Here is a 26,509-nt window from a genome sequence, read left to right on the forward strand (position 1 = left end):
AAACAAGAATTGCAAAAATGGGAAGGACGACCCCCCAAAGGGCTCTCCTGCGGTCAACCAGCCAGTGATAGAGGGGGGGGAGTGGCGTCAAAAGGACAAAAAAACCGCTCAAATAGAGGGCAAGGGTAAGTAAAATACCCACCAGGCCGGTTCGGCCCACCAGGCCGGCCCGGCCCATGTCGGGGCGAAATTTTTTCGGTGTCGATGGTTCGGCATTCACTAAAAACTACGCCGCGACAGCGTGTGCCGCGGTATAGGGAAGAAGCGCCAGGATACGCGCCCGTTTTACCGCCTCCACAACCCGCCGCTGGTGGTAGGCGCAATTCCCCGAAATCCGCTTGGGGGCCAGTTTCCCCCTTTCGGAAAGAAAACCCCCCAGCTGGCGCACCAGTTTGTAGTCGATGGCCATTTCCTTGTCGATGCAGAAGCGGCAGTTTTTCCTCTTGCCGGTTGACCGCCGCCTCTCCCTTTTTTCCCTTTTTTTAATTTTTCGGACCATCGTATCCTCCTCCCCGTCCGTTCAGGCTGTTTTCGGAAGCCGGACCTGCGTCGGCAGACCATCCGCGCTCGCCCAACTCAAGGCGTCCTTCTTCCGGCTGATTGATCCGTTTCTTCCGGCGGGCGATCTCTTTTTCGGAAGCCGCAACAAGCGTCAGATAACGGACAACCCCCTCTTCATATTTGAGCGTTCGCTCCAGCTCGGCCACGAAATGGCCGTTGCCGGTATAATTGAAAAAAATATACCGTCCGCTGGTGAATTTTCCGATGCGGTAGGCCAGTTTCCTGACCCCCCAGTCGCGCTGGTCGATTATCTCCGCCTTTCCTTCCTTTAATATCTTGAGGACTTTTTCGCTGATCTTTTCAACCCGGCCGGCGGGCAGATCGGGTTCCGCGATATAAATGGTTTCGTACTCGTTCATGATGCCTCCATTTGAATTGATTAAGTCGCCTCGTCGTTTTTGCCTGCTCCGCTCCCACCTCGCTTTATCCTCCCTATTCGGTCGGCGCTCGGCGGGAACCCTTATTATACCGGTTCATCACCGCCTGAATCCCTTTTTTTAAAAAATCCATCGCCGCCTCCGCAGAAACGCCGACAACCTTCTCCACCTCTTTCCGTTCCCCCCGGGCAAAAGGGCTCAAGACATAATCGACCGGGCCTCCCCCGGCTTTGGGCCGCCCGATGCCGATCCGAAGCCGGCAGAATTCCCTTGTGCCGAGCGCATCGATGATGGAGGCGATACCGTTGTGACCGCCGGACGAGCTCCCCCGCGAAAACTTGATCCGCCCAAGGTCCAGATCAAGGTCGTCATGCGCCACAAGAAGCGCCTCGGGGTCGCACCGATAATAGCGGAGGACCTCGCCAACCGCCTGGCCGCTTAAATTCATGAACGTCAGCGGTTTGACCAGAATGGTCTTGGCGCCGCCCAAATCTGTAATAACCGCCTCTTCCCGCAGACGGCTTTTCTTGAACCGCCCATTCAGAGCCCCGCACAACCGTTCGACAACCAAAAAACCGATGTTGTGGCGCGTGGCTTCGTACTCTTCCCCCGGATTGCCGAGACCGACGATAATTTTCATCAATTCGTCAAACTATTTTTTCTTCTCCCCTTCCTTGGCGGGCGCCTTGGCAGGCGGGGCCGCCCCCTTTCCTTCCCCTCCCTGTTTGCCCGCCGGAGCCGCCCCCTTTACTTCCGCCGGAGCCGCCGCTTTTCCTTCTGCCGGCGCCGCCCCCTCTTCCCCTTCTTCCTTCTTGGCCGTCAGAACCTCCGGTTCGGTCATGACCCCCGGCGTAAGCACTTCCTCCTCCTTGGGCAGAGAGACAAGCGCAATGGTTACGTCGTCCGCCTCGGCCGATTCCACTCCGGAGGGGAGGGTCACATCCTTCAAATGAAGATTCTGTCCGATCTTCAATGCCGACACGTCAACCTCGATCTGCCCGGGAATATTCAGGGGAAAGCAGAGGACCTTTAATTCCCGCGTGACCTGCTCCAGAATCCCCCCTTCCTTGAGCCCTTCGGGCTTTCCGGTCAGGTGAACCGGGACCGCCACCGTGATTTTTTTGGACAGGTCTACCTTGAGAAAATCGGCATGAGTGAATTTTCTTTTTACGGCGTCGGCCTGATAATCCTTCATCAGAACATCGAAGGCCCCCTTCCCCTCCACATTCAACTGCAGAACCGCGTTCATTCCGGCCTGCGTGGAAAGGGCCTTTTCCAGTTCCAGAAGCGCAACCGAGAGTTTCAGGTTGTCGATCCCTTTTCCATAAAGGACGGCGGGAATTTTCCCCTGCCGACGCAGGGAATGGGAGATGCCTTTTCCTGTTTTTGTTCTTGTTTCCACATTGAGCGTGATTCGTTCCATGATTTTCTCCCTTTTTTACTTCAGAGTTGATCAGTCACTTCATTGTCCTTATCGGCTCCGCTCCCACCTCGCTTCATCCTCCCTATTCGGTCGGCGGGAGGCCCGGAACCCTCCTCATACAAATAACGACGACACCGAATCCCCCTTGCCGATCCGCGAGATGGCCTCGGCAAGCAATGGGGCCACCGAGATTTGCTCTATTTTACGGCATTTGCGGGCCTCGTTCGAAAGACAGATGGTGTTGGTCGTGATCAGCTTTTGCAATTTTGACGATTCGATTCGCGCAAGCGCCGGCCCCGAAAGAACCGGATGGGTGCAACAGGCCGAAACCGATCTGGCCCCCTCCTTGATCAGCGCCTCAACCGCCTGCACCACCGTGCCGGCCGTATCGATAATATCATCGACGATGACGGCGTTTTTGCCCTCCACCTCGCCGATGACATGCATCACCTCGCTGACATTGGGGGAGGGACGCCGCTTGTCGATAAGCGCCAGCGAACCTCCCAGACGCTTGGCGTAGGCCCGCGCCCGCTCGGCCCCCCCTACATCGGGAGAGACAATCACCAGATTGTCAACCGGATGTTTTTTGAAATAGTCGAGAAAAACGGTGAGTGCATAGAGGTGATCGAACGGGATGTCGAAGAAACCCTGAATCTGCGCCGCATGCAGGTCGATGGAAACCACCCGGCTGGTCCCCGCGGCGGTCAGGAGATCCGCCACCAGTTTGGAGGTGATGGGGGTGCGCGGTTGAACCTTCCGGTCCTGCCGGGCGTAGCCGTAATAAGGCATGACCGCCGTCACCGTGGCCACCGAGGCCCTTTTTAAGGCGTCGATCATAATCAAAAGTTCCATGAGATGCTCGTTGGCCGGATTGCAGGTGGGCTGGATGATGTAGGCGTCGGTCATCCGGACATTTTCGTCGATTTCCACCCACACCTCGCCGTCGGAAAACCGTTTTACTTCGGCCTTTCCCAGCGGGAAGCCCAGATAGGCGGCGATTTCCTCCGCCAGCGGGCGGTTGGCGTTGCCCGAAAAAATCCGGATGTCTTCAAAGGAGGCCATATAATTTTCAAGCCTCACGTCCGGCTTTGCCGGCGTGAGGCGCGGGGCTACAAGCCCCAGCTTAGCTGGGGCGCGTAGCAAACGCGATAGCGTTTGCGAAGTAAAGATAATTGGCCATTGCAAGTTCGACAAAAAATAAAATCAACACGTGTAGTCACCCTAAAGAACTTGCAGGGCCCCGATCAAAATGTTGGGGCGCCTGGATTCGAACCAGGGATGCCGGAATCAAAATCCGGTGACTTACCGCTTGTCTACGCCCCACCTTGTCAGAACAAGCGGCCCGTCAGGCTTTGCCTGCGGGCCGCGCGGGGTTTGGGGCCATTGCAAGTTCGACAGAAAATAAAATAAACACGTGTAGTCACCTTAAAGAACTTGCAGGGCCCCAAGTCTAAATTGTTTCTGCAATAAACACGCGCCAAGCTACATTGGCCTTTTGGCTTAATTTTTTGGCCGCCCTCACAGCCTGTTCTTCGTCGGCAAAAATGCCGAAGACACTGGGGCCGCTTCCGGTCATCTGGGCTCCCAAGGCGCCGTATTTGACAAGCCGGTCTTTCAGATCGTTGACGACGGGGTAGAGCCTTGAGGTCACCGATTCAAGGTCGTTGTTCATCATTTTTACCACCGCCTTCTTGGTGGCAAACTCGCGCGGGATCTCCATCTCTCCATGGCGACTGCCGTTTGGCTGATACCGCTCAAAAACCCATTTGGTCGCGACGCTTAAGTTGGGTGAAACAATCACCACCGGCAGGCGCGGCAGGCGCCTCACCCTCGCCAGATTCTCGCCGATCCCGGTGGCGATGGCGGGCGACCCATAAAGAAAAAAAGGGATGTCCGCGCCGAACCGCAGGCCGATTCGAATGAGTTTTTCCCGGTTCAAATTAATCTTCAAAAGCTGATTCAGGCCGGCCAGGATGCTTGCGGCATTGGAAGAGCCGCCCCCCATGCCGGCGCCCGACGGAATATTTTTTTTGATCCTCACATGCACGCCGACGTTCTTGTTGGAGTAGGCCATGATCTCCTTGGCGGCCCTGAAAACAATGTTGTCCTCGCCGGAAGGCACCCTCGGATCGTCGGCCACCTCCACCACAATGCCGCGGTCGATGATGTTCAGCTCGATATCGTCGTAGACGGAGACGGCGCTGTTCAACATCCGCAGGTCATGATAGCCGTCGTTGCGTTTTCCCAAAACATCCAGACGGAGGTTGATTTTTCCGGGGGACTGAAGCTTGAGTGTTTTCATAATGGGGGCGCATCATATATAACCGGTCCAATAAAAGTCAATATGGGATTTTCCATGAAATCCAATGAGTTAGATTCTTCCTTTGCAACTTCTTTGCATTTTGCCAAGAAGTATGCGAACCATTTGAAGATCCATTTGGACCATTTGGCTGGCGCCTGCCCGCCGGCTTTTTGGAGGGGCCCTGCCGCCCCCTTGCTTTTTTGCGGCTCCCCGCTATAATGCGCCGACTTTTCAAGCGAACGGAATGAAAACTTCTTCAGAACATGCATCACGCCTGGGCCAGATCACGCGCACCCGCGAAGACACCGTTTCGAGTTTCGATGGAACCCGCATCTGGTACCGCTCGGTGGGGAGCGGCGTTCCCATCGTCTGCCTGAACGGACTCGGCTGTTCCACCTTTTATTTTTCGTATCTCGAAAACTACTTCAAAGACAAGGCGCAGGTGGTCACCTGGGACTATCGCGGCCACGGCCGCTCCGAAATGCCGCGTGTCCCCAAAAACCACACCGTTTCGTCGCTGAAGCAGGATTTAAAAGCGGTCCTCAAGGCCCTGCAGATCAAAAAGGCCATCCTGGTCGGCCACAGCATGGGGGTGCAGGTGATGTTCGAATTTTACAACAGCGATCCTGATCGCGTCATCGGAATGGTCTCCTGCTTCGGCACCTCCGGAAAACCGATGGACACCTTCTATAATTTTCCCCTTTCCAAGTACGCCTTCGAGGTCATCTACATCTTCAACCACCTTTTTCCGCGCCTCTCCAACACCCTCGGAACGCTGGTGGCCAAAAACCCCTTCTGGTTTCAGATGGGAGGGCTCTTCAAGATGATGAAGCCCTATCTGGCCGACAAAAGGATCATGAGGCAGTATCTGGAGCATATCATTAATGTGGACGCCATCTTCCTCTCCAAGCTGACCCGCAGTCTGCAGGAGCACAACGCCGAAGGGACGCTCAAGCGGATCCGGGCGCCGGTTCTCATTATCGGCGCCGACGAGGACAACTTCACCCCCGCCTGGGTTTCAAAAAAGATGCACCACCAGATTCCCCACTCGGAGCTTTTCATCGTCAAAAAGGGGAGCCATGTGGCGCTGGTGGAACAGCCGGAGTTGCTCAATCTGCGCATCGAAAAATTCATCCGCGAGCGGCTGGGCTTTCCTCCGGCCAAATTCCGCGACAAGGATCTGGAGTTCGGCGAGTTGCAAAAAGAATCCGTTGCAATCGGCGCGGAGGCCCGATAATATTCCACCGAAATTTTATCAATGGAGGACAAAAATGAAGCGTCTTTTCTACCTGTTAATCGCCCTGTTTTTGGCGTCGTGTTCCAAGGTAAGGGTCGTCCCTTCCGAATCGGGAGGAGAAGAGCTCGCCGACCTGAAAAAGGGGGCGGAAATTGTCCGGGTCAACGACACCTCCATCCGCGAGGGTTATCTGGACGTCCTCTCCGCCATCAATCCCCGCGTGAAAAGCCAGGTCGCCAACCCCACAATGAAAAAGAAGATGGTGGAAAATCTGGTCGACCAGGAATTGCTCTACCAGGAAAGCCTCCGCAGGGGCCTCGACCAAAAAAAGGAGGTTTTGGACAAGGCGGGGCTTTACCGGCGGATTATCGTCGCACAGGCGGTGATGGAAGCGGAGATGGAACAGAAGGCGCGCGAATATTACGAAAAACACAAGGACACCGATTTTACCAAGGTGTCGGTTTCGCAGATTCAGATCGATTTCAAGAAGCCGGAGGCCGAAAAGACCCCCCCTGCCGACAAGGACAAGAAGGGTAAAAACAAGGAGGCAACCGCCGAGGAGAAAAGAGCGGCGCTGGAAAAGGCCAAGGCGGTCAAGGCAAGGCTTATCTCCGGAGAAGATTTTGGCAAGGTGGCGGAGGAGGCAAGCGATGACAAATCATCCAGCAAAAAGGGGGGCGATCTGGGGCCGATAAGCCGCGATGATAAGAGGCTCGCGCGGCGGGGGATGGACAAAGTGGTGGAGGCCGCCTTTAAATTGAAAAACGGGGAGGTCTCGGACATCATCGAAACGGCCAGGGCCTGGCATATCGTCAAGGTCACTTCCGAGCCGGAGGCAACGCCGTTCGAAGAGGCGAAAAAGACCATTGAATTTCAACTTCAAAAACAGGTGAAGGACGACCTTCTGGCCTCCCTCAAGCAGTCGGCAAAAATTGTTTATGCGGAGGAGGCAAAGCCTTCAGCCCCGGCCCCGGCAAAGAAGGAGGAAAATTCAGAGGCTCCAAAACCGGCGGTACCGACCCTGCCGGCGGCCGAGGCACCCGTTCCCCCGGCACCGGGAGATGTGACCGAGGCCCCCGCTCCGGCCGAGGCGGCACCGGCCCTGCCGGCCGCTCCGGCTCCGATACCGGCGGTAGAGGCCCCGACGGCAGGGCCGGTGCCGCCGGATGTCCCTCCGGAGGACAAAGGGACTGCGTCGTCTCCATGAAGGCACAGAAAAAGCTCACCTATCAATCGGCCGGAGTTGACATTCTCGCCGCGGACCGTCTGGTGGACGCCATCGTCCCTCTCGCAAAAAAAACCCGCCGATCCGAAGTCATCTCAACAATCGGCGGATATGCCGGCCTCTTCTCGCTCGATTTGAAAAAATTTTCCGACCCGGTTCTGGTCGGCACGACGGACGGGGTGGGCACCAAATTAAAGCTCGCCTTCGAAATGAAGAAGTTTGACACCATCGGTCCGGATCTGGTGGCCATGTGCGTCAACGATTTAATCTGTTGTGGCGCCGAGCCTCTTTTTTTTCTCGATTATTTTGCCGTGGGCAAACTTGAAACCGCCGTCGCCCAAAAGGTCATCGCTGGAATCGCCAAAACGCTTGCCGATATCAACTGCTCCCTTTTGGGGGGAGAGACGGCCGAGATGCCTTCGTTTTACGCCCCGGGGGAATTCGATTTGGCCGGCTTTGCCGTGGGGGCGGTCAATCGCGACCGAATTGTGGATGGACGCGAGATGCGACCGGGCGACCGGGTGATCGGGGTCGCCTCTTCCGGCGTTCACAGCAACGGTTTCTCGCTGGTCCGCAAAATCTTAAAGGACAAAAAGGTCAGCCTCAAAAAACGTCCTCCGGGGTTTGACCGGCCAATCGGCGAAATTCTTCTGACCCCGACCCGGATCTATGTAAGGCCGGTTCTTGCACTCCTTCAAAATTTCAGAATACAGGGGATCGCGCACATCACCGGCGGCGGCATCCCCGAAAATGTCCCCCGGATTATTCCCAAAACCCTGACCGCCGAAATCGAAAAAACAAAAATCAACACCCCCCCCATATTCGACTGGCTGAAAAAAGCGGGGAATGTCCCGGAACGGGAGATGTGGCTGGTCTTCAACATGGGGGTGGGGCTTACCCTGGTGGTCCGGGAGGCGGATGAGAAAGAAATTTTGAAACGGCTGGCCGAACAGGGTTATCCCTCTGCTTCCATCGGATATATCCGGACGCGTCAACCGGGAGAAAGCGGGGCTCTCCTTGTCTGAAAAAAAACTCAATGTCGGCGTGTTAGTGTCCGGCCGGGGCACCAACCTTCAGGCTTTGATCGACGCCTGCGGTGAGGGGAGGATTTTGGCGCGGATCGCGGTCGTCATCTCCAACCGCCCCGGCGCCCCCGCGCTCGAGCGCGCCGCCAAAGCGGGCATCCCCTGCGAGACGCTTGTTGCCTCCAAAAACGAGGGAAAAGAGGCCTTTGAAAAACGGATTGAAGAAATTTTAAAGCGCCACGGAGTCGATCTGGTCGTGCTGGCCGGTTTCATGCGCATTGTCTCCCCCTGGCTGATCTCGCGCTTCAAAAATCGCATCATTAATATTCACCCGGCCCTTCTCCCCTCGTTTCCGGGGCTGGAGTCGCAGAGGCAGGCGCTGGAATACGGCGTAAAATTTTCGGGATGCACCGTCCATTTTGTCAACGAAGGGTGCGATACCGGGCCGATTATTCTACAGGCGGCGGTCCCCGTTTTGCCCGGCGATACCGTGGAGAGCCTTTCTGAGAGGATTCTTGCGGAGGAACACCAACTGCTTCCGAAGGCGGTTGACCTTTTGGCGAAAAACAAAGTAAAAATAGCGGGACGTCGCGTGGAAATTCTGGAGGAACAAACATGAAAAAATCCCTTGTCGTTTTCCTGACCGTTTTTGGCCTGGCGTTCGGTTCCCCCGCCTTCGCCCGAAGCTCCAAAAATATGACCATCGGCATCATGGGAATGGGAAATATCCAGCTGATCGACACCATTCCGGATATTGAAGTGGGGCCGGGAGGGGGCGTCTATTTTGACTATCGCTTCAATCAGCGCTTTTCCATCTCCATCGATGCTTGGGCCACCACCCATGGCGGCGAGGGCCCATCGGAGGGGGATGAGGGGATCGAGATGCTGGGGATTCCCACTTTCACCATCAAGCTCTATTTCATGGACGAAGGAGAATCCAAATGGGACCCTTACGCCGGGCTTGGGCTGGGCGTATTTGCCCTCTCCGAAGGCTCGGTGGAAAACGGCACGAACGGCGTGGGGCTGGGCGGACAGCTCGAGGTGGGTTTTGACTATTATTTTACCGACATCATCTCGGCCGGATTCGCCGGCGTTTTCCGCTCGGCGGCAATCATCAACAGCCTAAGCAACACCGGGGGGAGCAACTCTTCCGGGATGATTCCTTATTCGCTGGTTGCAAAGCTGGGTTTTCATTTTTAAGGCGGCAGGGCCCCTCCAAAAAGCTGGCGGGCAGGCGCCGGCCAAATGGTCTGAATGCGACTTTGGGTGGTCTGCAAATTCCTGCGAAAAAATAGACGAAGTTGCAGGGGATAGACTTGCATGCTCGAACGCTATTGCGACGCGCTTATTATCGGCACCGAACTTTCGGGCCTCATCACCGCCGCCTTTCTGGCGCGGCGGGGCCTGTCCGTGCAGGTGCTCGATCTCGACCCCTACGCCCAAAACGAGAGGGAGCCCGACCCTTTTTGCGTCTCCCACCTCCACTCCAAACTTCTGCGGTCGATTCTCGGCCGGCTGAACATTCCCGAAAACGACATCCAGTTTCTTTCGTCCACCGAATCGCCGCTTCAGATCATCTTTCCCAAAAAACGGATCGACATCTCGTCCAACCCGGCGACTTTTTACGAAGAGCTGGAGCGCGAGTTTCCCGACCAGCACGAGAAAATCCGGTTTTTCTACGAAACGCTGGCGCGCATCAAGCATCAGGTGGAAAGTCAGCAACTCTACGCGCTCGTCCTCCCCGCCTCTTTCCGCGAACGGCGGCAGTTGATGCGGTTTGTCAGGGAAAACAGCCTCGACCAGAGGTTGGAGGCCCTGGGCCTTCCACTCAACGGAGACGCGACGCTCAAGAATTTTCTCATGGCCCAGCTTAAAATGATCACCTATGCCCACACGGAGGCCCCCTTTGCCTTTCAGGTGGCCGAGCTTTTGAACCCCAGCGAGGGGGAAATCTACTCGGTCAAGGGGGGGCATCAGTACCTCAAAAAAATTTTTATTGACCGCATTTCGCATCACGAAGGGGCCTACCGCCCCGACACCCGGATCGAAAAACTCCTCTTCAGGAACGGCATTTTTCAGGGGGCCCAGTTGTCGGGAATGGAAGGGAATGTTCTCGCCCGCTACGTCATCTGGAACGCCTCGCTCAAAAGGCTGGAGAACTACCTCCCCGCGCTCTTCCGGTTCCGCAAACTGCGCAAAAAAATCCAGAACCTGAAACCCCATCTGCACTGGTTCACCTGCTGTTTCGACGTCCCGCGTGAGTTCATCCCGCCGCCGATGCGCGAAAACCTGGTCATCATCGACAACCCGGATCGGGAGCTGACGGAAACCAATTTTCTTTCCGTCCAGTTGCGGCCCGCCCCGCAGGGGTCTGCCCCGAACAGGGTCGAGGGGTCCGCCCCACAGGGGTCGGCAGGAGGCATTGGAGAGATAACGGGGGGGATGACCCGTTTTTTGGTGAATTATCTTCTCCCCCCCGCCTTGCTCGACGCGGCGGATGAATCGTTTATCCCCATTCATCAGAAGATCCGCGAGGGTCTCTTGAAGCTCCTCCCTTTTGCCGAGGAGAAGCTGATTTACACCTTTCCGCTTATGCCCAAACAGGAAAACACCGACACCCTCTTTCCGCTCAAGGAAAACGACTTTGAAATCTTCAAACAGACGGCCCGCTCCCATCCGGTTTTTAAGCTGGAGGCGCAGTCGTTCACCGACCTCTTCCAGATCAGCTACAAAACCCCTTCCCCCAACCTCTACCTCACCGCCCCCGAAATTCTGGGGAGTATGGGCTACGAGGGAAAATTCATGCTCGGGTTGAAAGTGACCGATCTGATCTGGCAGGACGTGGAGAAGGAAAAAAAGCGGGCGATGAAACTCGAGAGAAGGATTGCCTAAAAATCCCCTTTTTACCCGCCCGCTTTCCGGAGCAAGTCCGCGAGTTTCTCCACGCGGTCCTGAACCATATAAGCCGTCTGATCGCGGGCCTCCTTAATCACTTTGTTCAAGTCTCTAAGCGCCCCTTTCAAATTTCCGTTGTCCAGTTTGTCCGACGCACTTTTGAGGGCTTCAAGAGCGATGGTTTTTGGAGACTTCCCTCTTGAACGCTTCTTTGGGGTCTCGAAATCTCTTTCGATGAGAACGCGGATTTCCTGGAATTTTTCAGCGTAAAGTGCCGAAGGCGCGTCTGCCGATTGATCCTCGACTGCCGACTCATCCTCGACGACGGAATTATCTTGGATAAGCTCACACAAGCGGACAAAAAAATCCAAAGCCGGCGGGCCCCGAAAACAGCCGCTGAAATTCTTCCAAAACTCTCTTGCCGCCTCCGGAGTTTGCTTTCTACCCAGTCGATCATAGGCCGAAAGTAGTTTTTCATGCCGACGACGGAGGGTCTTCGATTCCGGTGATTTAGTTTCCAGCCATAATTTGTGGCGTAACGCTCGACGATCACTCACCGGTCCAAGCGGGACATGAGACTGTCCTTCTAAGTCTCGGCATTTGATCTCCAGAAGGATGCGGCCCCACTCGTGCCATTCTTTCCAGTCGGGGAGACCGATTCCCCCCGGCAGTCGCGCCGCCAGAGACAGCAGATCTTCCGCCTCACCCTCCTTGGCCGCTTTGAGCAAAGCCAGTAAACAAGTACGCGCCGGACCAAATTCGCCCCGTTCATAAAATGTTCTGGCCTTTTCCAACGAAGACAATCTTTTCCTTGCCCGATCAAGCGTCGATTCCTCCCGTTTTTTCCATTCCTTGTCCGCTTCACTCAAATTTGCGCCCCTTGAGTTTAATGCATCAAGCTCTCTTTCCGACCATTCGATGTCATCTTTCATTCCTGACGCCAGAAGGTCAAATTTCGCCGCCAACTCGGTATCCCCCGGCCCATCCGCCGCCTTATCCCCATCAAGAACGGCTTTATCGGGTGAAGAAAATTCTCCGCCGGGATCTTTTTCGTTCCATGGCGACACCTGAATCGGCTCGTCATACCCGGCATCCCCTTTACCGCCGATGAGGGAGGGGTCGGGTCTTTTCCCCGGCCGAAAAGCCAACCCCGCCACACGGAGGGAACCATTCCAATCTGTTATACTTCCCGTGATGGCCTTGCAGATTGTCTGTATACTCGGCCAGTCGGGATGCGCGGCCTTTCGGAGGGCTTCAAAATTATGTTCAGTCATCGTTTTCCGTTGAGCCTCCAGCTCCCCCGCCGCCTCTTTCAAAATCTCAATCGCCCCTTTGGGCGTCAGTTCACCTACCGCATGTATCACCTCCAGCCCCGCCGCACGGAGGGAACCATTCCAATCTGTTATACTTCCCGTGATGGCCCTGCAGATTGTCTGCACACTCGGCCAGTCGGGATGCGCGGCCTTTCGGAGGGCTTCAAAATTAGATACAGATATCTTTTTTTCTTGACCCTCCAGTTCCCCCACCGCCGTCTGTAAAATCTCAATCGCCCTTTCTCGTGTTAGTTCCCCCTGTGTCCTTGTCACCTCCAGCCCCGCCGCACGGAGGGAACCGTTCCAATCCTTTTTATTCCCCGTGATGGCCCTGCAGATTGTCGGGACACTCGGCCAGTCGGGATGCGCGGCCTTTCGGAGGGCTTCAAAATTATGTCCAGTCATCGTTTTCCGTTGAGCCTCCAGCTCCCCCGCCGCCTCGTTTAAAATCTCAATCGCCCCTTCGCGCGTCAGTTCACCGGTGAATTTTGTCCGTGTCACCTCCAGCCCCGCCGCACGGAGGGCATTGTTAAAGGTGCCGAAGTATCTCTGATAAGTCAGGGTAGACGGGTAGTTGCCCCCCAGTTCTGTTGCTATCGGCGTCCTTCCGAGTCCCTGCGCCTTTTCTTTAAGCCGCTGGATCAAATACGACCTAATCGCCCCCCCCACGGTTTCCTGATAAGCAACCAAGAGACCCTCGTCTTTTATGTTGAGCGATGCTTCCAGTTTTTTCACCTCTTTTTCCGTTTCGGGAAGGGCGCTCCCCAACCACCATTGCATGACCTTGTCGGAATTTAATCCGGCCCGATAGGAAATCTCCGTAACCTGTTCCTCAGCAGTCAACAAGCTCTTGATCTTTAAACGAAACAAATTATCGACGGTGACAAACCGGCCCAAATCGACCGCCTGCCAATGCAGGGAAACAACCGGGTGGTAAATCCTTTTCTCATCGCGCAACCCCTCCTCTCGGGTAAGCCCCTGGCTTTCTTTGCCCCACTGATAAGCCTCTTCCGCCCTGATATTAATGTCGTGCTTTTCCAGATTCCCCATCAAATCCACAATTAACGCCTCTTTCCGCTCCGGATGTGCCGGGTCCACACGAAGGGCGCGGCCCACCTGCTGGACTACTTTCGAACGGCTTTCCGTCGGACGGGCCAAAACAACCGCCTCAATACCGGGGTCGTCAAACCCCTCCGTGGCAATATCGATATTGAGCAGAAAATCGTATTTCCCCGCCTTAAAATCATTCAGCTTTTGAGTCCGGTCGGGGGTGTCATCCAGCACCCCAACGGCGTTGATGCCATAGTCGTCTCTCAACCTTGTCTCCAACCCTTCCACTTCTTCCCGACTGGTTAAAAAGACGGCTGTTTTTTTAAAGGCATCGCCATAATGAAGTTTCGGGTTGGTGTAAAAGATATCCGCCAACAGTTGGGCTTTTTGATCCAGCGTCAGTAAGGCCCATACTTTTTCGGACAATAGCGGCCTCCTTTGATCGTCTGTTCCCGTCAAAGTAACGGAGATCCCATAGGGTTTCAGCAGATAGTCCCCCTGGATAAAAAAGTTGATGTCGCGGGTGTAGAGAAGGTTGGGACCATAGACGGTCACCAGCGGCTTGCCGCTCAAGCGATCGGGGGTGGCGGTGTAGCCGAGGAGTATTTTCTCGCCTGATTGATCGACAGGATTCCCCTCTGCATCAAAAAAGCCCATTCTCTGGGCGATTTCGAACCATTCGTTTCCTTCCACGTAGTGATGCGCCTCGTCCAAGACCAGCAAACCAAACTCATCCCACGGGACCTCGTTCAGATGATTCGCCAGCGTTTGGACCGACGCGGAGACAACCGGGTTGTTCCATTCCTGCGTTTGTCCCTGAACCATTCCGACCTTGCCCACGCCAAAGCGGTCACCCAGAGCGACGGCGTTCTGGGACACGATTTGATCCTGATGCGCCACCACGAGAATCTTTTTGCCTCTAAAGGCGGGAAGGCGGGAGAGTTCCCAGAGGGTTTCCACGAAGGTAAATGTCTTTCCGGTTCCGGTGGGGAGAACCACCAGTCCCCGGTCGCCGCCGCGGCGCCAATGGTCCAAAACGGCCTGCACCGCCTCCTTTTGATAAGGGCGGCGGTTTTTGAGCCAGTATTGGTAATCGCTGGAAAGTCCTGGATCGCCAACCGGTTCGTCAGGGAACTCTTCGGCACTGGGGAAATCGGCAACTTCGTTGACAAGAGCGGCGGGGGCATCGAATACGAGGTCTTTGTCCGGTGTGGGGAGATCCATTTCTTGTCCGTCATCCGCGCCGGGGAGGATGGCGATGTCGTTGTCATCCATGGAAGGTGGAAAAGGCGGAAGAGGCGGAGCGATCGGCCTTTGAGCTGGTGAAATTCGAGTTGCTGATAACTCCCCCCAGTCCCCTCTTAAGTTAAGAGGGGGTGAAGGGGGAGTTACGTCATGAATAAAAATCGGAGGGCCGGCGGTATCGTCAATGGGTTCGGGGGTTGCTCTTGTTGTAGAACCTGGCATGGCACGCGGAATGATCCGAGTTCCCGTTGTGGCGCCTGTCCGCAGAGAACCTGCACTTCTCTCGGTTTCCACTCCCCTGACCACCAAAGGAAAATCCCCTTCCAAAGAGGGGCCTCTCCCAACAGAAATACTTGCCCGTGGGGCTGGCCTGATTAAGTCCGGAGGAACTCTGATCGGATCGAGGCATCTGGCAAAAACCTGTTGGGCACTTAAATACATCGCCTCAGCCGCGGCCGCCCCGGCCGGGTTGCCATTCCGGCTGGCAAAAAAAGCGGGGATCATCAGGGCCGCACCAATCCATAGGGGAAGATTTTCGGTAAAACCAATCCAGGGAGAAACCTCGGGCTGTGACGGAGCGCCTTCATGATCGAGGGAGTAAATAGCCGGTTCTTTGCTGACCGCGTCCTTTTCCAGGGCGGCCAGGAAGGGAGGCAGAAAATAGACATCCCCAAAAGGGTCTGGGGTGTTTCGAGACAACTCAAGCAAAACTTCTTCGTCAAAATCGGCAAAGAGGTTGAAGTGTCCGCGGAGTTGAGCCTGAAAATTATCCAGCGAACCCCAGTAGCTTTCGGCCTCCTCCAAAAGAAGAAAACCATCTCCTTCCATACGGGACGACTCGGAACAGATATCCGCCTCGGCAAGAAAGTCACGGACTTCAGGTGGAAGGGACGGATCGTTTAAATTGATTGGTTTGGACATGGAATATTTGTTCCCGACATCGCCATATCAGAACTGACGCACCTACGCACGTAGGCAAAAGATATTATCGGCAGGATTCAGAAAAAGTTGCGTGGAAAATTTTTCTGGTGTTTTCTTCAGAAAACAGCCCTTTTAATATCGCGCCGTTCTCCTTACGCGCCGGTCCGTAACCCGATAAAACTCACCATCCGGATCCCCGGACTGGTTGTCGGCGGGATGGTGAAGTAAGGGGGCGGATACGGGCTTGGCAGGGTGTTTCATGACACTTGCGGGATTTGTTTGACGGGATAACCCCTTTTGCCGATGGTCCTTTGGCCGACTACATATTTGCGATGAGATCTTCCTTTGTCAGGCCGCACTGATTAAGAATATCCCTCAATGTGCCTTTTGCCAGCTCCTTGTGCAAAGGAACAACGGTCCTGAATTTTTTATCCCCGATTATCTTTTGCAAGGAAACGTGGCTCCCTTTTTGTCGAATCTCTTCAAAACCCAATCGAACGAGAATGTCGATCAATTCCTTTCCGGACAGGACGGGAAGTTTAGGCATGGGGATGAACCTCTAGAGAGGTCCAGATGGGAGGCTCTTTTTCTTCCGGAATATCGTCGGCGCCAAAACTTTCGACATAAAGCTCAATGGCCTCAACAAGGTTATCTTTGGCCTCTTCGAAGGTTTTTCCCTGGCTGGTGACATTCAGCTCCGGGCACCGGGCGACGTAGAATCTGTCTTCTTTTCTAATGACAGCCGAGAACTTCATATATTTTTCATTTTACGCGAGATCTTGCATTAAAAGCAATAAGTTCCTCACCGAGGTTGTCCCTTTTCCCGGCTTACCTCTCCCACACCCCATAAACCTCCGTAAACGGATACGGGCTGGGGAGGGTGTTCCAGCCCTCACCGGCGGGATTTTTTTGATTGGATAGCCAGCCCCTTTAGTAGCGGTTTGTAAAAAGGCATGGCATTTTCTCCCATTTTTTTCTGGCACCTTTTCAGATCCGAGGTGCCAGTTAGATGCCATGAGGTTCTTTTCCGGTTTCCTGAAAAGGGACTAAACCAAACATCTCAGCAATCGCTTGCGGCGACACACGGTAAGAAGTGCCTTCCCCTTCGTAAAATCCGTATCGCTCAATTAAAAATGGCAACAGCCCTGAGAAAGAAAGACTCTGTCCCTTGGACAGGTTGTTCACAGCGACGGTGAGGTTTGTGTTGTCACCATCGGGAAAAGGAGAGGATTGAACTCCCAGACAGGACGCGGATCGCACCTCGTATTTCTGGCCGCGAAATTCGATCTCCTTACCCTCACCGTCTAGCTTCAACAAGGACAAGGCGCGGAATCGGTGGAGGATTTCCGCCAGTTGCTGATGCGTTAAGCCGTGGGCTAGGACCCAATCGTTATCTTTCGCCAAAACATCTATAAGGGACTCTTCTTTTCCAAGAAATCCAGCGTTCGAGAAATCGCCGGGACGCATCCGTTTTTCCAGTTCCGCTATGGGGATTCCGCTAATCTGTTTTCCTTTCAAACCGCGAATTATCCCAGTAGAGTTCACTCCGGCATAAACGAATCCCGTCTCTGCGTCCTTCCTTTCGGAGAGGGGATGGATTAGAAGATCTTGCGGAGAAAAGTTCTCAAGTGGCAAGAGCAAGCGTTGATCTTTTACCTCGCCGTAACCCGAAACTGTGGTTTCAACGTTTCGTGACTGGAAAACCAAGGTTACGCCATGGTCACGCACGGTATCTGTGCGCATGAAACGGCTGTCAGGACTTAAGCGGTCTTGAATGAATTTACTCGCTTTCACGATAAATCTTTGCAACACGGTGCCTTTCATTATAGCTACGATTTCTTCATTGCTACGCCCATCATTTTTTTCAGTCATAGTAAAAACGCCTCGTTGTGAGGGGTCTTCTTGGAATCCCGATTGAAGCAATTGGTTGCGGAGGGGCGTTATTAAGTGCCGGATATTTGAAGCCTGCCGACCAACGTAACCGCCAGTAAGCCCTATAAAATATTTTGTACTATCACTATCATATCCCTTATCATATCCCTTATCATATCCCTTATCATATCCCCCCATAGCGACTACTTCGAAGCCCTTGCCAACAAAAGGGTTCTCACCATAAGAGAGCCATATTGTTGACCCCGCGTCATCCTGTAAAAAATCGTTGAAGATTTGAGGTTGCCCCTCGTCGTCCACGCGCACCACGAATACACCACGCTCGAAATATTGGGAATTTCCGATTCGAGCGAAGCCAATCCCTTCAAGACGAGTCGCCATAGTTTGAAAAGGCGCCGTATCCGAACGAGTGGCAACGGGCTCCATATGAGGCAGTTCCAACGTTACAGACTCAGTGGTAGCGGGCGGTTCCAAATCCGGTGTTAAACGATAAAATTGATCGGCAAAAAAAGACGGGTTGAGATTCGATTGAGCCGGTGCATTCGGTGGGACCGGCTCGCGACCGCGTAATTCTGTGCGGTTTCTAAACCAAGTAAAAGGATTCCACCCAAGAGGCTCGCTTGGTGTTCCCCCAGCAGAAGGAAATTCCACGCTTTCATCCATCGATAACGGATCATCCACGATAATCCCTGCATCATGACCCGGCATGTCCATGACCTGCCCGTGATCCGCACCGGGGAGGATGGCGATGTTGTTGTCATCCGTGGAAGGTGGAAAAGGCGGAAGAGGCAGAGCGATCGGCCTTTGAGCTGGTGAAATTCGAGTTGCTGATAACTCCCCCCAGCCCCCTCTTAAGTTAAGAGGGGGTGAAGGGGGAGTTACGTCATGAATAAAAATCGGCGGCCCGGCCTCATCAATGCCAAGACCCGATGATGGGATCGTTTGTTGACCTGTGGCTGTTCGAGGAATCAATCTTGTTTGAGTCCCTCTTTGAGTTTGAAGATTTCCATCAGAAAAAGTCTCCACTTCCGATCGGGCAACCATCCACTCAACCGGATAACTCCCCCTTTCTCCCCCTCTTAGATTAAGAGGGGGACGGGGGGAGTTACGGGCCACAATGTCCGGAGGAACTCTAATCGGATCGAGGCATCTCGCAAAAACCTGTTCGGCACTCAAATACATTGCTTCAGCCGCGGCCGCACCCGCCGGATTTCCATTTCGGCCGGCAAAAAAAGCAGGTATCATCAGGGCCGCACCGATCCATAGGGGAAGATTTTCGGTAAAACCGATCCATGGAGAAATTTCGGTCTGTGACGGAGCGCCTTCATGATCGAGGGAGTAGATAGCCGGTTCTTTGCTGACCGCCTCCTTTTCCAGGGCCACCAGGAAAGGAGGCAGAAAATAGACATCCCCAAAAGGGTCTGGGGTGTTTCGATCCGACTCAAGCAATTCCCCGGAGTCAAAATCGGCAAAGAGGTTGAAGTGTCCGTGGAGTTGAGCCTGAAAATTATCCAGCGAACCCCAGTAGCTTTCGGCCTCCTCCAAAAGAAGAAAACCATCTCCTTCCGTACAGGACGACTCGGAACAGATATCCGCCTCGGCAAGAAAGTCGCGGACTTCCGGCAAAAGTGACGGATCGTTTAAATTGATTGGTTTGGACATGGAATATTCGTTCCCGACATCGCCATATCAGGACTTACGCACCTACGCACGTAGGCACAGGATATTATCGGAAGGATGCAGAAAAAGTTGCGTGGAAAAAACAAAATTTTGAAGGAAATGTTTTCTTTAGAAAACACCTGTTAGCCTTGAGCGAGGCGCTTGTTGCGCCGAGTCGAAAGGCACCTGCAAGCTGGAGCGGCGGATTGCCTGAAAAAGCGCTCGACAATTAAAATTGATATAGGTAACATAGAACCAATATGAAAGCGACCCTGGTCTATTGGCATAAGGCCCGTCTCCAGGGGCGCTACATCCTTGAAATAGAGATTCACCAAGTGGAGCGATCTTTAAAATATCGGGATGGCATCAAATACGGCCTTATCCTGCTCGACCTTCAAAGCGGCAAGCGAGTCCTGATGGACAACCATCATCCCAAAGGGCCGCATGTTCATTTGAATGACCAGGAGGTTCCGTACCGTTACGTGAATGGGGAAAAATTGCTCAAAGATTTTAAAGAGCTGGTCTTGCAAAATATGGGGATAAAAATATGAAACATTTGATTGTATCGTTAAAAACAGCCAAAGAGGTTCTTGATGATTTTGGGAAGGCCCTGCGGAAAGCGAAAAAGGGGAAACTGAAATATCCGCATTTTGAAATCAGCTTCGACAACAAGAGGGATTTCGACCGCTTTGTGCGCAACCTGCATATCTTAAAGTACATTCTCGTTTTCAAACCAAAATCGGTTTATGAACTGGCCAAGTTCACCCGGATGGATGTTTCAAACTTGAACAAGGTCATTCTCTTTTTTGAAGAAGCGGGCGCCCTTAAGGTGAAAGCGGCCAAAATTCTGGGACGAATGGTGAAAACACCCGTGGTTGAATACGACACTGTGGAATTCAATCTGGCCGCTTGAAACGGCACCCATGTTCCCACACCCCATAAACCTCCTTAAACAGATACGGGCTTGGCAGGGTGTTCCAACCTGCCATTAAGCGAGGAGCGTAGTTTTGGGATTTGGGATTTAAAACGTCTTCACCAGCAGATAAACCACCATTGCAAACCCGATGCCGGTTTTGACAAACATCGCGGTGATGCGGGAAAAAAAGCAGGCGAGCGCCCCCTGAAACGCCTTCCGCCAGTCCCTCTTTTCCAGCATTTCAGATGCAAAGGCCCCCAGAAAAACGCCGAGAAAAAGCCCAATGAGCGAACCGATCAGGAGCACCGGCACGCCGATGATGGCCCCGACAATGCCCCCGATTAACGAGGCGACAATCGTCCGGTTGGACACGTTCATCTTTTTGCCGCCAAACACCCCGATGCCGAATTCCAGCGCCTCACCGATAATGGCCAGCGCCCCAACGGTAAAAAGGACCCAAAAATCGCTTTTCCCCGCCTGAAAATCGGCCACCAGGCTAAAGACAAACGAGATCACCACCAAAAGCCAGGTGCCTGGAAACCCCAGCGGCACCAGCAAGAGCGCCGTCAGCAAAAGAAGGACGTAGATAGTAAGACCGAGGGATGAAAGGATGGAAAGGATCATAACATCGGGGGCTTTGCCGCTGGCGCCCCCGCACCCCCTGTTCGCTCGGACGGAACAAGTCCGATCCTCGCTCACAACAAATCCGTCGGCCCTGCGGCCAAAGAACGGATCGGTTCAAAACTCATCCGGTGAATCGCCACCGGTCCATGACGACGGAGCTCCTCCAAGTGTTCCTTTGTACCATATCCCTTGTGTTTTGAAAACCGAAACGAGGGATAGGCTGATTCCATTTCGGTCATCAAACGGTCGCGGGTGACCTTGGCCAGAATGGAGGCGGCCCCGATGGAGGCCGATCGCCCATCTCCTTTCACCAGGACCTGTTGCGGGATGGCGACGCCGATTCCCCGGTTGCCGTCCACCAGAAGAAATGAAGCCTTGACGGAAAGCTTCTTAAGCGCCTCGCCCATGGCGAGAAAAGTGGCCTGCTGAATGTTGACCTCGTCGATCACGGCGGACGCCACGACACCAATGCCAAAGCCGGCGGACTCGCGGCAGATGACATCAAAGAGTTCCTCTCGTTTTTGGGGAAGTATTTTTTTGGAATCGTCAACGCCGGGAATATCGGTGCCGGGATGGAGGATAACGGCCGCCGCCACCACCGGCCCAGCCCAGGCGCCCCTGCCGGCTTCATCGAGTCCGGCAACAAACTTGAAGCCCTCGGCCCAGAACCGTTTTTCCCAAAAGGTTTTATCCTTGAGTTCGGGCCGGGGCAGATTCAGTTTTTCCTGCTTCAACGGCCGTCCCCTTTGCTTTAGGGCTCGCTTCAGCGAGACTCGTTTCACCGAGGCTGGCCTCACCGAGGCTAGCCTCCACGGGGCTGGCCTCACCGAGGTCCGCTTCGCCCTCTTCACTGATGATGCGCGCCTTTTTGCCGAACAGCTTTCTTAGGTAATAAAGCTTGGCCCGGCGCACTTGGCCCGAGTTGACCACTTCTATCCGGTCCACCACCGGTGCATAATAGGGGAAAATCCGTTCCACTCCAACGCCATACGACATCTTCCGGACGGTGAAACTGGAGGAGGGGCCGGCGCGGTGGATTTTAATCACAACCCCCTCGAAAATCTGGATCCGCTCCTTTTCCCCCTCCTTGATTTTCACATGAACCTTGACCTGGTCCCCCGCCTTGAACGCGGGTGTTTTTTTCGCGGCATATTTGTGCTGAATATATTGAAGTGCGTTCATTTTCTTCCCAAAATTCTGTCGAGCACAATCGCCACTGCCGCGCGAACCGGGAGGTGATTATATGCCGTCACACCGCGGATCGGCTCAAGGACTATCTTCGCCTTTTTCATCACCTCCGGCGCCAGCCCCCACCCCGTTCCAAACAGGATCAGATGCGGATTGCCGGACGTCTGAAGCAACTCTTTTAACTGATCGAAACGAATTGCCTTTTTTGAAGGTCGCGCCGTGGTTGCTATAAGGGTGGGGGAATTATCATGGCACTTTTGGATTGTCAAACAGGTTTGCTCCAGACTGGACGAAATTTCAATATCGGCAAAGGCCTCCCGCCGGTCGGGATTCATGCGCGAGCCCGTTCCTTCCCGCCAGTAGCGCGCGATATACCGCGCCATTCTTTGCTGGGCCTCATTGGGGGTGACAATGAAATATTTTTTTACGCCGTACGTTTTTGAGATGCGCCCCAGATCGTGGAGATCGAAATTGGTGATGGAGGTGGTGACAACCTCGCCGTGTTTGTTCAGCACGGGGTGGTGGATGAGGGCGATGTAAACAGGCGCAGTCATTTTTTGAGAAGATCGGGGCGGTTTTTGCGGGTGATTTTAAGCGATTCCTCGCGCCGCCACTTTTCAATTTCGGCGTGGTTGCCGGAGAGAAGGACCTTCGGAACTTTTTGCCCCTCAAATTCTTCGGGGCGGGTGTAATGAGGATATTCCAGAAGGCCATCGCTGTGGCTTTCGTCAACGACGGCCTGTTCATTGCCGACCACGCCGGGGATCAGGCGCGCAAGGGCATCCACGACAACGACAGCCGCGGGTTCACCGCCGGAGAGGACATAATCGCCGATCGATATTTCTTCATCAACCACCAGATCGATGGCGCGCTGATCGACCCCTTCATACCGGCCGCAGACCAGCAAGACCGACTTCAGCGCTGACAATGCTTTTGCCTTTGTCTGCCAAAACAAGCCGCCACGGGGCGACAAGAGAATCACTCTTTCAATCGCTTCCTTTTGCTTCAGCTCACGAACCGCGCGCACCAGCACATCCGGCCGCAAAACCATGCCGGGACCAAAGCCATAGGGGCGGTCGTCCACCGAATGATGTTTGTCGTTTGCGTAGCCGCGAAGCTGATGAAGAAAAATCCGGACGATCCCTTTTTCTTGCGCCCGACCAAGAATGCTCGATGTAAAATAAGGGGCAATTGATTCGGGAAAGAGCGTCAGAATATGAAAATCCATAAAAAAACCCCGTGAGAAAGAATTTTCTCACGGGGTATCCATAAAACGAAATGCCGATCGAGACTACTCGATAATTTCCAAAACCGACCGCTTGCGGATCTTGGTGCTGGCGGCGCCAAGAATGGTTCGCATGGCGCGGGCGGTCCTTCCCTGCTTGCCGATGACCTTTCCAAGGTCCTCTTTGGCCACTTTCAGTTCAACAACGGTGGTCTGTTCCCCTTCGACCTCGGTTACTTCAACCTCTTCGGGCTTGTCGACCAGCGCTTTGGCCATCATCTCAATGAGCTGTTTCATAGGTTCCTCCGATCATGTCAAAGATCAACGTCCCACACTAGAGGGGTTGACCTCCCCTCCCAGCCGAAACGCAAAATAGAGTCTTTTTATAACACTGATAAAATTAAAGATCAAATCCTGGATTAGGCGACATTCTTTTTCAACAGATGCGACACCGTGGTTGAGGGGCGGGCCCCTTTGGAGATCCAGTATTGAATCCGCTCGGTTTTGAACACCCCCTTGTTGGCGGCGTCTTTGGGGTTGTAGGTCCCCAGAATTTCCAGATACCGGCCGTCGCGGGGGCAATTTTCGTCCGCCACCACCACCCGGTAAAAAGGCTTCTTTTTCGTCCCGTGCCGGGACAATCGGATAACCACTGCCATAAGGCGGGCTATTTAGGCGATTTTGGGGGAATAAGTCAAGGGCAATACAGGTCCTGTTTTCGAAATTTCGTGGAGAATGATGGACGCCGCCTGGGCCACATTGAGGGAATCGAAGGGGCGAACCATTTTTATGGAAAATTGGAAGTCACAGGACTCGAGGACCAGCCGCCGAATCCCCTCCCCCTCGCTCCCCAGCACAATCACCATCTTTGGCGAAGGAGATAATTTTTCCAGAGTGTCTTTTGCACCCGCCACGGCCGCGTAGCTCCAGAATCCTTTTTCTTTAAGATATTCGAGGCTCCGCGCCAGATTGGTCACCTTCGCGATGGAAAGATGTTCCACCGCCCCCGCTGAGGCCTTGGCCACGGCAGGGGTGACATCCACCGACTGATCTTTATTCAAAATGATCCCATGCGCGCCGAAACACCAGGCGCTTCGGCAGATGGCCCCAAGGTTTTGCGGGTCCTGAATGGAGTCACATAGGACAAAAAGGGCCGACCCGGCCTGGGGGGCCGACTCCGGAAATTGCCCGACCATCTGCTCAAGACTCATATAGGGAAAATCGTCCACCTTTGCGGCGACTCCCTGATGCTTCGCCTGATGGGTTAATGAATCGATTTCTTTTTTTTCGACGATCCTGTACTTGACATGATGTTTGGCGAGTACCGCGGCAACTGCTTCATCACTGGGCCGCCCCTTTTTTCCTTCTACAAGCGCCTCGTGGATTTTTCGCCGCCCGGCGTGAAGAACCTCGATGATGGGATTTTTTCCGTAGAGAATCTGCGTCACTTTTTTTGCTCTTCTTCTTCTTCCTTCTCCAAAAAATCGCGCGAGCTCCTTTAAATTAAGGACCGCGGAATAGAGATGAAGATATTTCGGATCGTTGGCCGGATTGGAGGGATCGAGCAGATCGGCCGGAAAGACCACGTTGTCGGTAAAAAGCCCGGCGGCGCCCGAGAGGAACGGCTTTTTTAAATTCTTTTGGATTTTTTGATAATCTTTAAGCGCCTTGGCAACCGCCTCGGGGTTGACCACCGGAGGCGTGGACGAAATCGTTTCTCCCTTTTTTGCTCCTTCCGGGGCTTGAGGCAGTTGGGAAACGCCGGGCGGCTGAACACCGGATGGAGGTTTTATGGGCATGAATAATTATTAACACGACAACTGCCTGACAGCAATGAGGAATTGGGTGCGTGAAAAGATTATCCGATCGGCCGGCCGTTTCCGTTGGAGTAATATTCGCAGACATCCTGCGGAATCTCGATCCCGTCGCGTCCCTGGAACACATCGTGCAGGAGACGGGCAAAAAGGCAGTTATTTTCCCGTTTCGCGGGATCGATGTCGATGGCACATTCCTCGATCGCATCGATCCCCCTTTTCTCGAAAATTTCGTGGACGTTGCCGAACAGCGACTTTCGGGCATCGTTCAGTTTGCCGATGATCTGCTGTAAATCTTCTTTGGCTTCAGCCAGCGAATCGCCCGCCAAATGGGGGAGAACTTCAACGCGTTCGGCAACAGCCCCCGCTGTTTCCTTGACAAAATCGGCGGCGTTGGAGATCAGGGCCTCAATAGATGGTTTCCGAATAGCCATACACGTTCCTCTTACCTTTTATTATGCAATTTGCTTGCCAAGTTACGGGTGGCCCACTTAAAAATATAACTACTTGAAATTACAGTATTTTTAAATTTGACGGGGGGGTTGAATAGGGGTAAAACCGTCCGAAATGGAGAGACGACCGTCCGAAAATCGGACGGTTTCAGGTTTGGATGCCACAATACGACCGAAAGGACCATTTTTACCAAAAAGCCAAAAAAGAGGGGTATCCGGCCCGTTCGGCCTACAAGCTGATCGAGCTGGATGAGCGCTTTCGGATCTTCAAACCGGGCGCCCGGATTGTCGATCTCGGTTCCGCGCCGGGAGGGTGGTTGAAGGTTATCGAAGAACGAAATCCCCCCTTGCCCCCCTTTGTCAAAGGGGGGGTGGGGGGATTTATCGTCGGCATCGATCTCCTCCCCCTGCAATTTACTCCTGCCCCGTCGACTGTTTTCATCCAGGGCGATTTTCTCGACCCGGCCAACCGGCAAAAAATCATCGAAGCGCAGGATGGAAAACCCGACTGGATTTTGTCCGACATGTCGCCGAATATTTCCGGTGTGAAATTCAGGGACCTTCAGGCCTCGCTGGAACTTTGCGAGTCGGCCCTTGAATTTGCAAAGAAGATTCTCAACAAAGGGGGGGGCTTGATTGTGAAAATTTTTCCCGGCCCGGAGATGGGGAGTTTCAGGAAGAAGCTCCGCGGCGCCTTTGAACGAATTACCACGGTGGAACCAGAGGCGACACGAAAGACTTCGACGGAGATTTATCTTGTTTGCACGGGGTTTAAGGGTTAAAAACTATTTCCATAAATTATCAATTATGATAATCTACAGAAATGAAATATGATGCCCTTGAAACCAAGGCGGCCCCTCTTCCCTTTTTTGACGAATCGTTGCTCCGTCTCTTTGGCGGCTCAAAAGAGGCCAACCGGCTGAACTTGACCCGATGGGTTAAAGGCGGAAAAATTATCCGGCTAAAGCGGGGCCTTTACACACTCCCCGATGACCGGCGCAAAATCCGGTTTTCGCCGATGGGACTGGCCAATGCCCTCTATTCTCCGTCGTACCTTTCCCTTGAATTTGCCCTTTCCTGGTACGACATGATTCCCGAGCGGGTTTCGGCCATGACCTCGGTGTCACGGCTGAAAACAGCCAAGTTTTCAAATCCGATGGGGGTTTT

General features: G+C 53.9%; 29 protein-coding genes and 1 tRNA gene. 10 read left to right on the top strand and 20 right to left on the bottom strand.

The features are described from left to right. Window positions 1-226 precede the first annotated feature (226 nt). From HYU99_03585 to ispE, 7 genes are all read right to left on the bottom strand, one after another. Window positions 227-499, bottom strand: a complete 273-nt coding sequence (locus tag HYU99_03585) for a 30S ribosomal protein S18 (GenBank protein ID MBI2339438.1) — start codon at window positions 497-499, stop codon at window positions 227-229. Further along, window positions 483-920 (bottom strand): 30S ribosomal protein S6, encoded by a 438-nt coding sequence (rpsF, locus tag HYU99_03590; GenBank protein MBI2339439.1) that lies wholly within the window; start codon window positions 918-920, stop codon window positions 483-485. Before rpsF ends, HYU99_03585 begins: the two co-directional genes overlap by 17 nt. Before the next feature lie 73 nt (window positions 921-993). Beyond that, the gene (locus HYU99_03595) at window positions 994-1,578 is read right to left on the bottom strand and encodes an aminoacyl-tRNA hydrolase (protein ID MBI2339440.1); all 585 of its coding nucleotides are present in this window, start codon (window positions 1,576-1,578) and stop codon (window positions 994-996) included. Between the two features lie 12 nt (window positions 1,579-1,590). Continuing rightward, entirely contained in the window at window positions 1,591-2,361 is a 771-nt protein-coding gene (locus HYU99_03600) for a 50S ribosomal protein L25 (protein MBI2339441.1), read from the bottom strand. 114 nt (window positions 2,362-2,475) lie between these two features. Then, window positions 2,476-3,423, bottom strand: a complete 948-nt coding sequence (locus tag HYU99_03605; protein ID MBI2339442.1) for a ribose-phosphate pyrophosphokinase — start codon at window positions 3,421-3,423, stop codon at window positions 2,476-2,478. A 190-nt stretch (window positions 3,424-3,613) separates the two neighbouring features. After that, window positions 3,614-3,684 (bottom strand) — tRNA-Gln (locus HYU99_03610). A gap of 127 nt (window positions 3,685-3,811) precedes the next feature. Beyond that, complete coding sequence (gene ispE, locus HYU99_03615; GenBank protein MBI2339443.1) at window positions 3,812-4,663, bottom strand: 4-(cytidine 5'-diphospho)-2-C-methyl-D-erythritol kinase; 852 nt, start codon at window positions 4,661-4,663, stop codon at window positions 3,812-3,814. A gap of 244 nt (window positions 4,664-4,907) precedes the next feature. Between ispE and HYU99_03620 the strand changes: the two genes are divergently transcribed. The 6 genes from HYU99_03620 (at window position 4,908) to HYU99_03645 (ending at window position 11,042) form a co-directional block, all read left to right on the top strand. Further along, window positions 4,908-5,900, top strand: coding sequence for an alpha/beta hydrolase (locus HYU99_03620; GenBank protein ID MBI2339444.1), 993 nt, complete (start codon window positions 4,908-4,910; stop codon window positions 5,898-5,900). A 34-nt stretch (window positions 5,901-5,934) separates the two neighbouring features. After that, the gene (locus HYU99_03625) at window positions 5,935-7,107 is read left to right on the top strand and encodes a peptidylprolyl isomerase (protein MBI2339445.1); all 1,173 of its coding nucleotides are present in this window, start codon (window positions 5,935-5,937) and stop codon (window positions 7,105-7,107) included. Continuing rightward, entirely contained in the window at window positions 7,104-8,150 is a 1,047-nt protein-coding gene (locus tag HYU99_03630) for a phosphoribosylformylglycinamidine cyclo-ligase (GenBank protein MBI2339446.1), read from the top strand. Before HYU99_03625 ends, HYU99_03630 begins: the two co-directional genes overlap by 4 nt. Beyond that, a complete protein-coding gene (locus HYU99_03635; GenBank protein ID MBI2339447.1) occupies window positions 8,143-8,769 on the top strand; it encodes a phosphoribosylglycinamide formyltransferase in 627 nt (208 codons plus the stop codon). The genes HYU99_03630 and HYU99_03635 overlap by 8 nt, the downstream gene beginning before the upstream one ends. Further along, window positions 8,766-9,350: an outer membrane beta-barrel protein gene (locus HYU99_03640; protein MBI2339448.1), complete on the top strand. Its 585-nt coding sequence runs from the start codon at window positions 8,766-8,768 to the stop codon at window positions 9,348-9,350. The genes HYU99_03635 and HYU99_03640 overlap by 4 nt, the downstream gene beginning before the upstream one ends. 120 nt (window positions 9,351-9,470) lie before the next feature. Then, on the top strand, window positions 9,471-11,042 hold the full coding sequence (locus HYU99_03645; GenBank protein ID MBI2339449.1) for a hypothetical protein: 1,572 nt from the start codon (window positions 9,471-9,473) through the stop codon (window positions 11,040-11,042). An 11-nt stretch (window positions 11,043-11,053) separates the two neighbouring features. On the opposite strand, the gene HYU99_03650 is transcribed toward HYU99_03645, so the two are convergent. The 4 genes from HYU99_03650 to HYU99_03665 form a co-directional block, all read right to left on the bottom strand. Continuing rightward, entirely contained in the window at window positions 11,054-15,574 is a 4,521-nt protein-coding gene (locus HYU99_03650; GenBank protein MBI2339450.1) for a DEAD/DEAH box helicase family protein, read from the bottom strand. A 319-nt stretch (window positions 15,575-15,893) separates the two neighbouring features. Continuing rightward, a complete protein-coding gene (locus HYU99_03655) occupies window positions 15,894-16,121 on the bottom strand; it encodes a type II toxin-antitoxin system HicA family toxin (protein ID MBI2339451.1) in 228 nt (75 codons plus the stop codon). Then, window positions 16,114-16,329 carry a type II toxin-antitoxin system HicB family antitoxin gene (locus HYU99_03660; protein MBI2339452.1) on the bottom strand — a complete coding sequence of 72 codons (216 nt, stop codon included), beginning with the start codon at window positions 16,327-16,329 and terminating at the stop codon, window positions 16,114-16,116. The genes HYU99_03655 and HYU99_03660 overlap by 8 nt, the downstream gene beginning before the upstream one ends. A 250-nt stretch (window positions 16,330-16,579) precedes the next feature. Beyond that, window positions 16,580-19,126, bottom strand: coding sequence for a hypothetical protein (locus HYU99_03665; protein ID MBI2339453.1), 2,547 nt, complete (start codon window positions 19,124-19,126; stop codon window positions 16,580-16,582). Between the two features lie 257 nt (window positions 19,127-19,383). On the opposite strand from HYU99_03665, the gene HYU99_03670 reads away from it, so the two are divergent. Next, complete coding sequence (locus HYU99_03670; protein ID MBI2339454.1) at window positions 19,384-19,674, top strand: hypothetical protein; 291 nt, start codon at window positions 19,384-19,386, stop codon at window positions 19,672-19,674. Beyond that, window positions 19,671-20,036, top strand: a complete 366-nt coding sequence (locus HYU99_03675; protein MBI2339455.1) for a hypothetical protein — start codon at window positions 19,671-19,673, stop codon at window positions 20,034-20,036. The genes HYU99_03670 and HYU99_03675 overlap by 4 nt, the downstream gene beginning before the upstream one ends. A 108-nt stretch (window positions 20,037-20,144) precedes the next feature. Here the strand turns inward: HYU99_03675 and HYU99_03680 are convergent, their stop codons facing one another. The 9 genes from HYU99_03680 to HYU99_03720 form a co-directional block, all read right to left on the bottom strand. Beyond that, complete coding sequence (locus tag HYU99_03680) at window positions 20,145-20,663, bottom strand: DUF456 domain-containing protein (protein MBI2339456.1); 519 nt, start codon at window positions 20,661-20,663, stop codon at window positions 20,145-20,147. 71 nt (window positions 20,664-20,734) lie between these two features. Further along, window positions 20,735-21,430: a ribonuclease HII gene (locus HYU99_03685; GenBank protein ID MBI2339457.1), complete on the bottom strand. Its 696-nt coding sequence runs from the start codon at window positions 21,428-21,430 to the stop codon at window positions 20,735-20,737. Continuing rightward, on the bottom strand, window positions 21,351-21,845 hold the full coding sequence (gene rplS, locus HYU99_03690; protein ID MBI2339458.1) for a 50S ribosomal protein L19: 495 nt from the start codon (window positions 21,843-21,845) through the stop codon (window positions 21,351-21,353). The genes HYU99_03685 and rplS overlap by 80 nt, the downstream gene beginning before the upstream one ends. Then, entirely contained in the window at window positions 21,842-22,405 is a 564-nt protein-coding gene (locus tag HYU99_03695) for an RNA methyltransferase (GenBank protein ID MBI2339459.1), read from the bottom strand. The genes rplS and HYU99_03695 overlap by 4 nt, the downstream gene beginning before the upstream one ends. After that, window positions 22,402-23,079: a tRNA (guanosine(37)-N1)-methyltransferase TrmD gene (gene trmD, locus HYU99_03700; GenBank protein ID MBI2339460.1), complete on the bottom strand. Its 678-nt coding sequence runs from the start codon at window positions 23,077-23,079 to the stop codon at window positions 22,402-22,404. The genes HYU99_03695 and trmD overlap by 4 nt, the downstream gene beginning before the upstream one ends. Window positions 23,080-23,142: 63 nt before the next feature. Next, complete coding sequence (locus tag HYU99_03705; GenBank protein ID MBI2339461.1) at window positions 23,143-23,373, bottom strand: KH domain-containing protein; 231 nt, start codon at window positions 23,371-23,373, stop codon at window positions 23,143-23,145. 122 nt (window positions 23,374-23,495) lie between these two features. Further along, entirely contained in the window at window positions 23,496-23,735 is a 240-nt protein-coding gene (rpsP, locus tag HYU99_03710) for a 30S ribosomal protein S16 (GenBank protein MBI2339462.1), read from the bottom strand. Window positions 23,736-23,747: 12 nt separating this feature from the next. Further along, complete coding sequence (gene rlmB / locus HYU99_03715; GenBank protein MBI2339463.1) at window positions 23,748-24,875, bottom strand: 23S rRNA (guanosine(2251)-2'-O)-methyltransferase RlmB; 1,128 nt, start codon at window positions 24,873-24,875, stop codon at window positions 23,748-23,750. A 59-nt stretch (window positions 24,876-24,934) separates the two neighbouring features. Further along, a complete protein-coding gene (locus tag HYU99_03720; GenBank protein ID MBI2339464.1) occupies window positions 24,935-25,324 on the bottom strand; it encodes a hypothetical protein in 390 nt (129 codons plus the stop codon). Between the two features lie 176 nt (window positions 25,325-25,500). On the opposite strand from HYU99_03720, the gene HYU99_03725 reads away from it, so the two are divergent. Further along, the gene (locus HYU99_03725; protein MBI2339465.1) at window positions 25,501-26,124 is read left to right on the top strand and encodes an RlmE family RNA methyltransferase; all 624 of its coding nucleotides are present in this window, start codon (window positions 25,501-25,503) and stop codon (window positions 26,122-26,124) included. A gap of 41 nt (window positions 26,125-26,165) precedes the next feature. Continuing rightward, on the top strand, window positions 26,166-26,509 hold a 344-nt coding region (locus HYU99_03730), incomplete at its 3' end, for a type IV toxin-antitoxin system AbiEi family antitoxin domain-containing protein (protein ID MBI2339466.1).

It is taken from the genome of Deltaproteobacteria bacterium (genome assembly GCA_016183175.1).
Classification (GTDB): Bacteria; UBA10199; UBA10199; order UBA10199; family SBBF01; genus JACPFC01.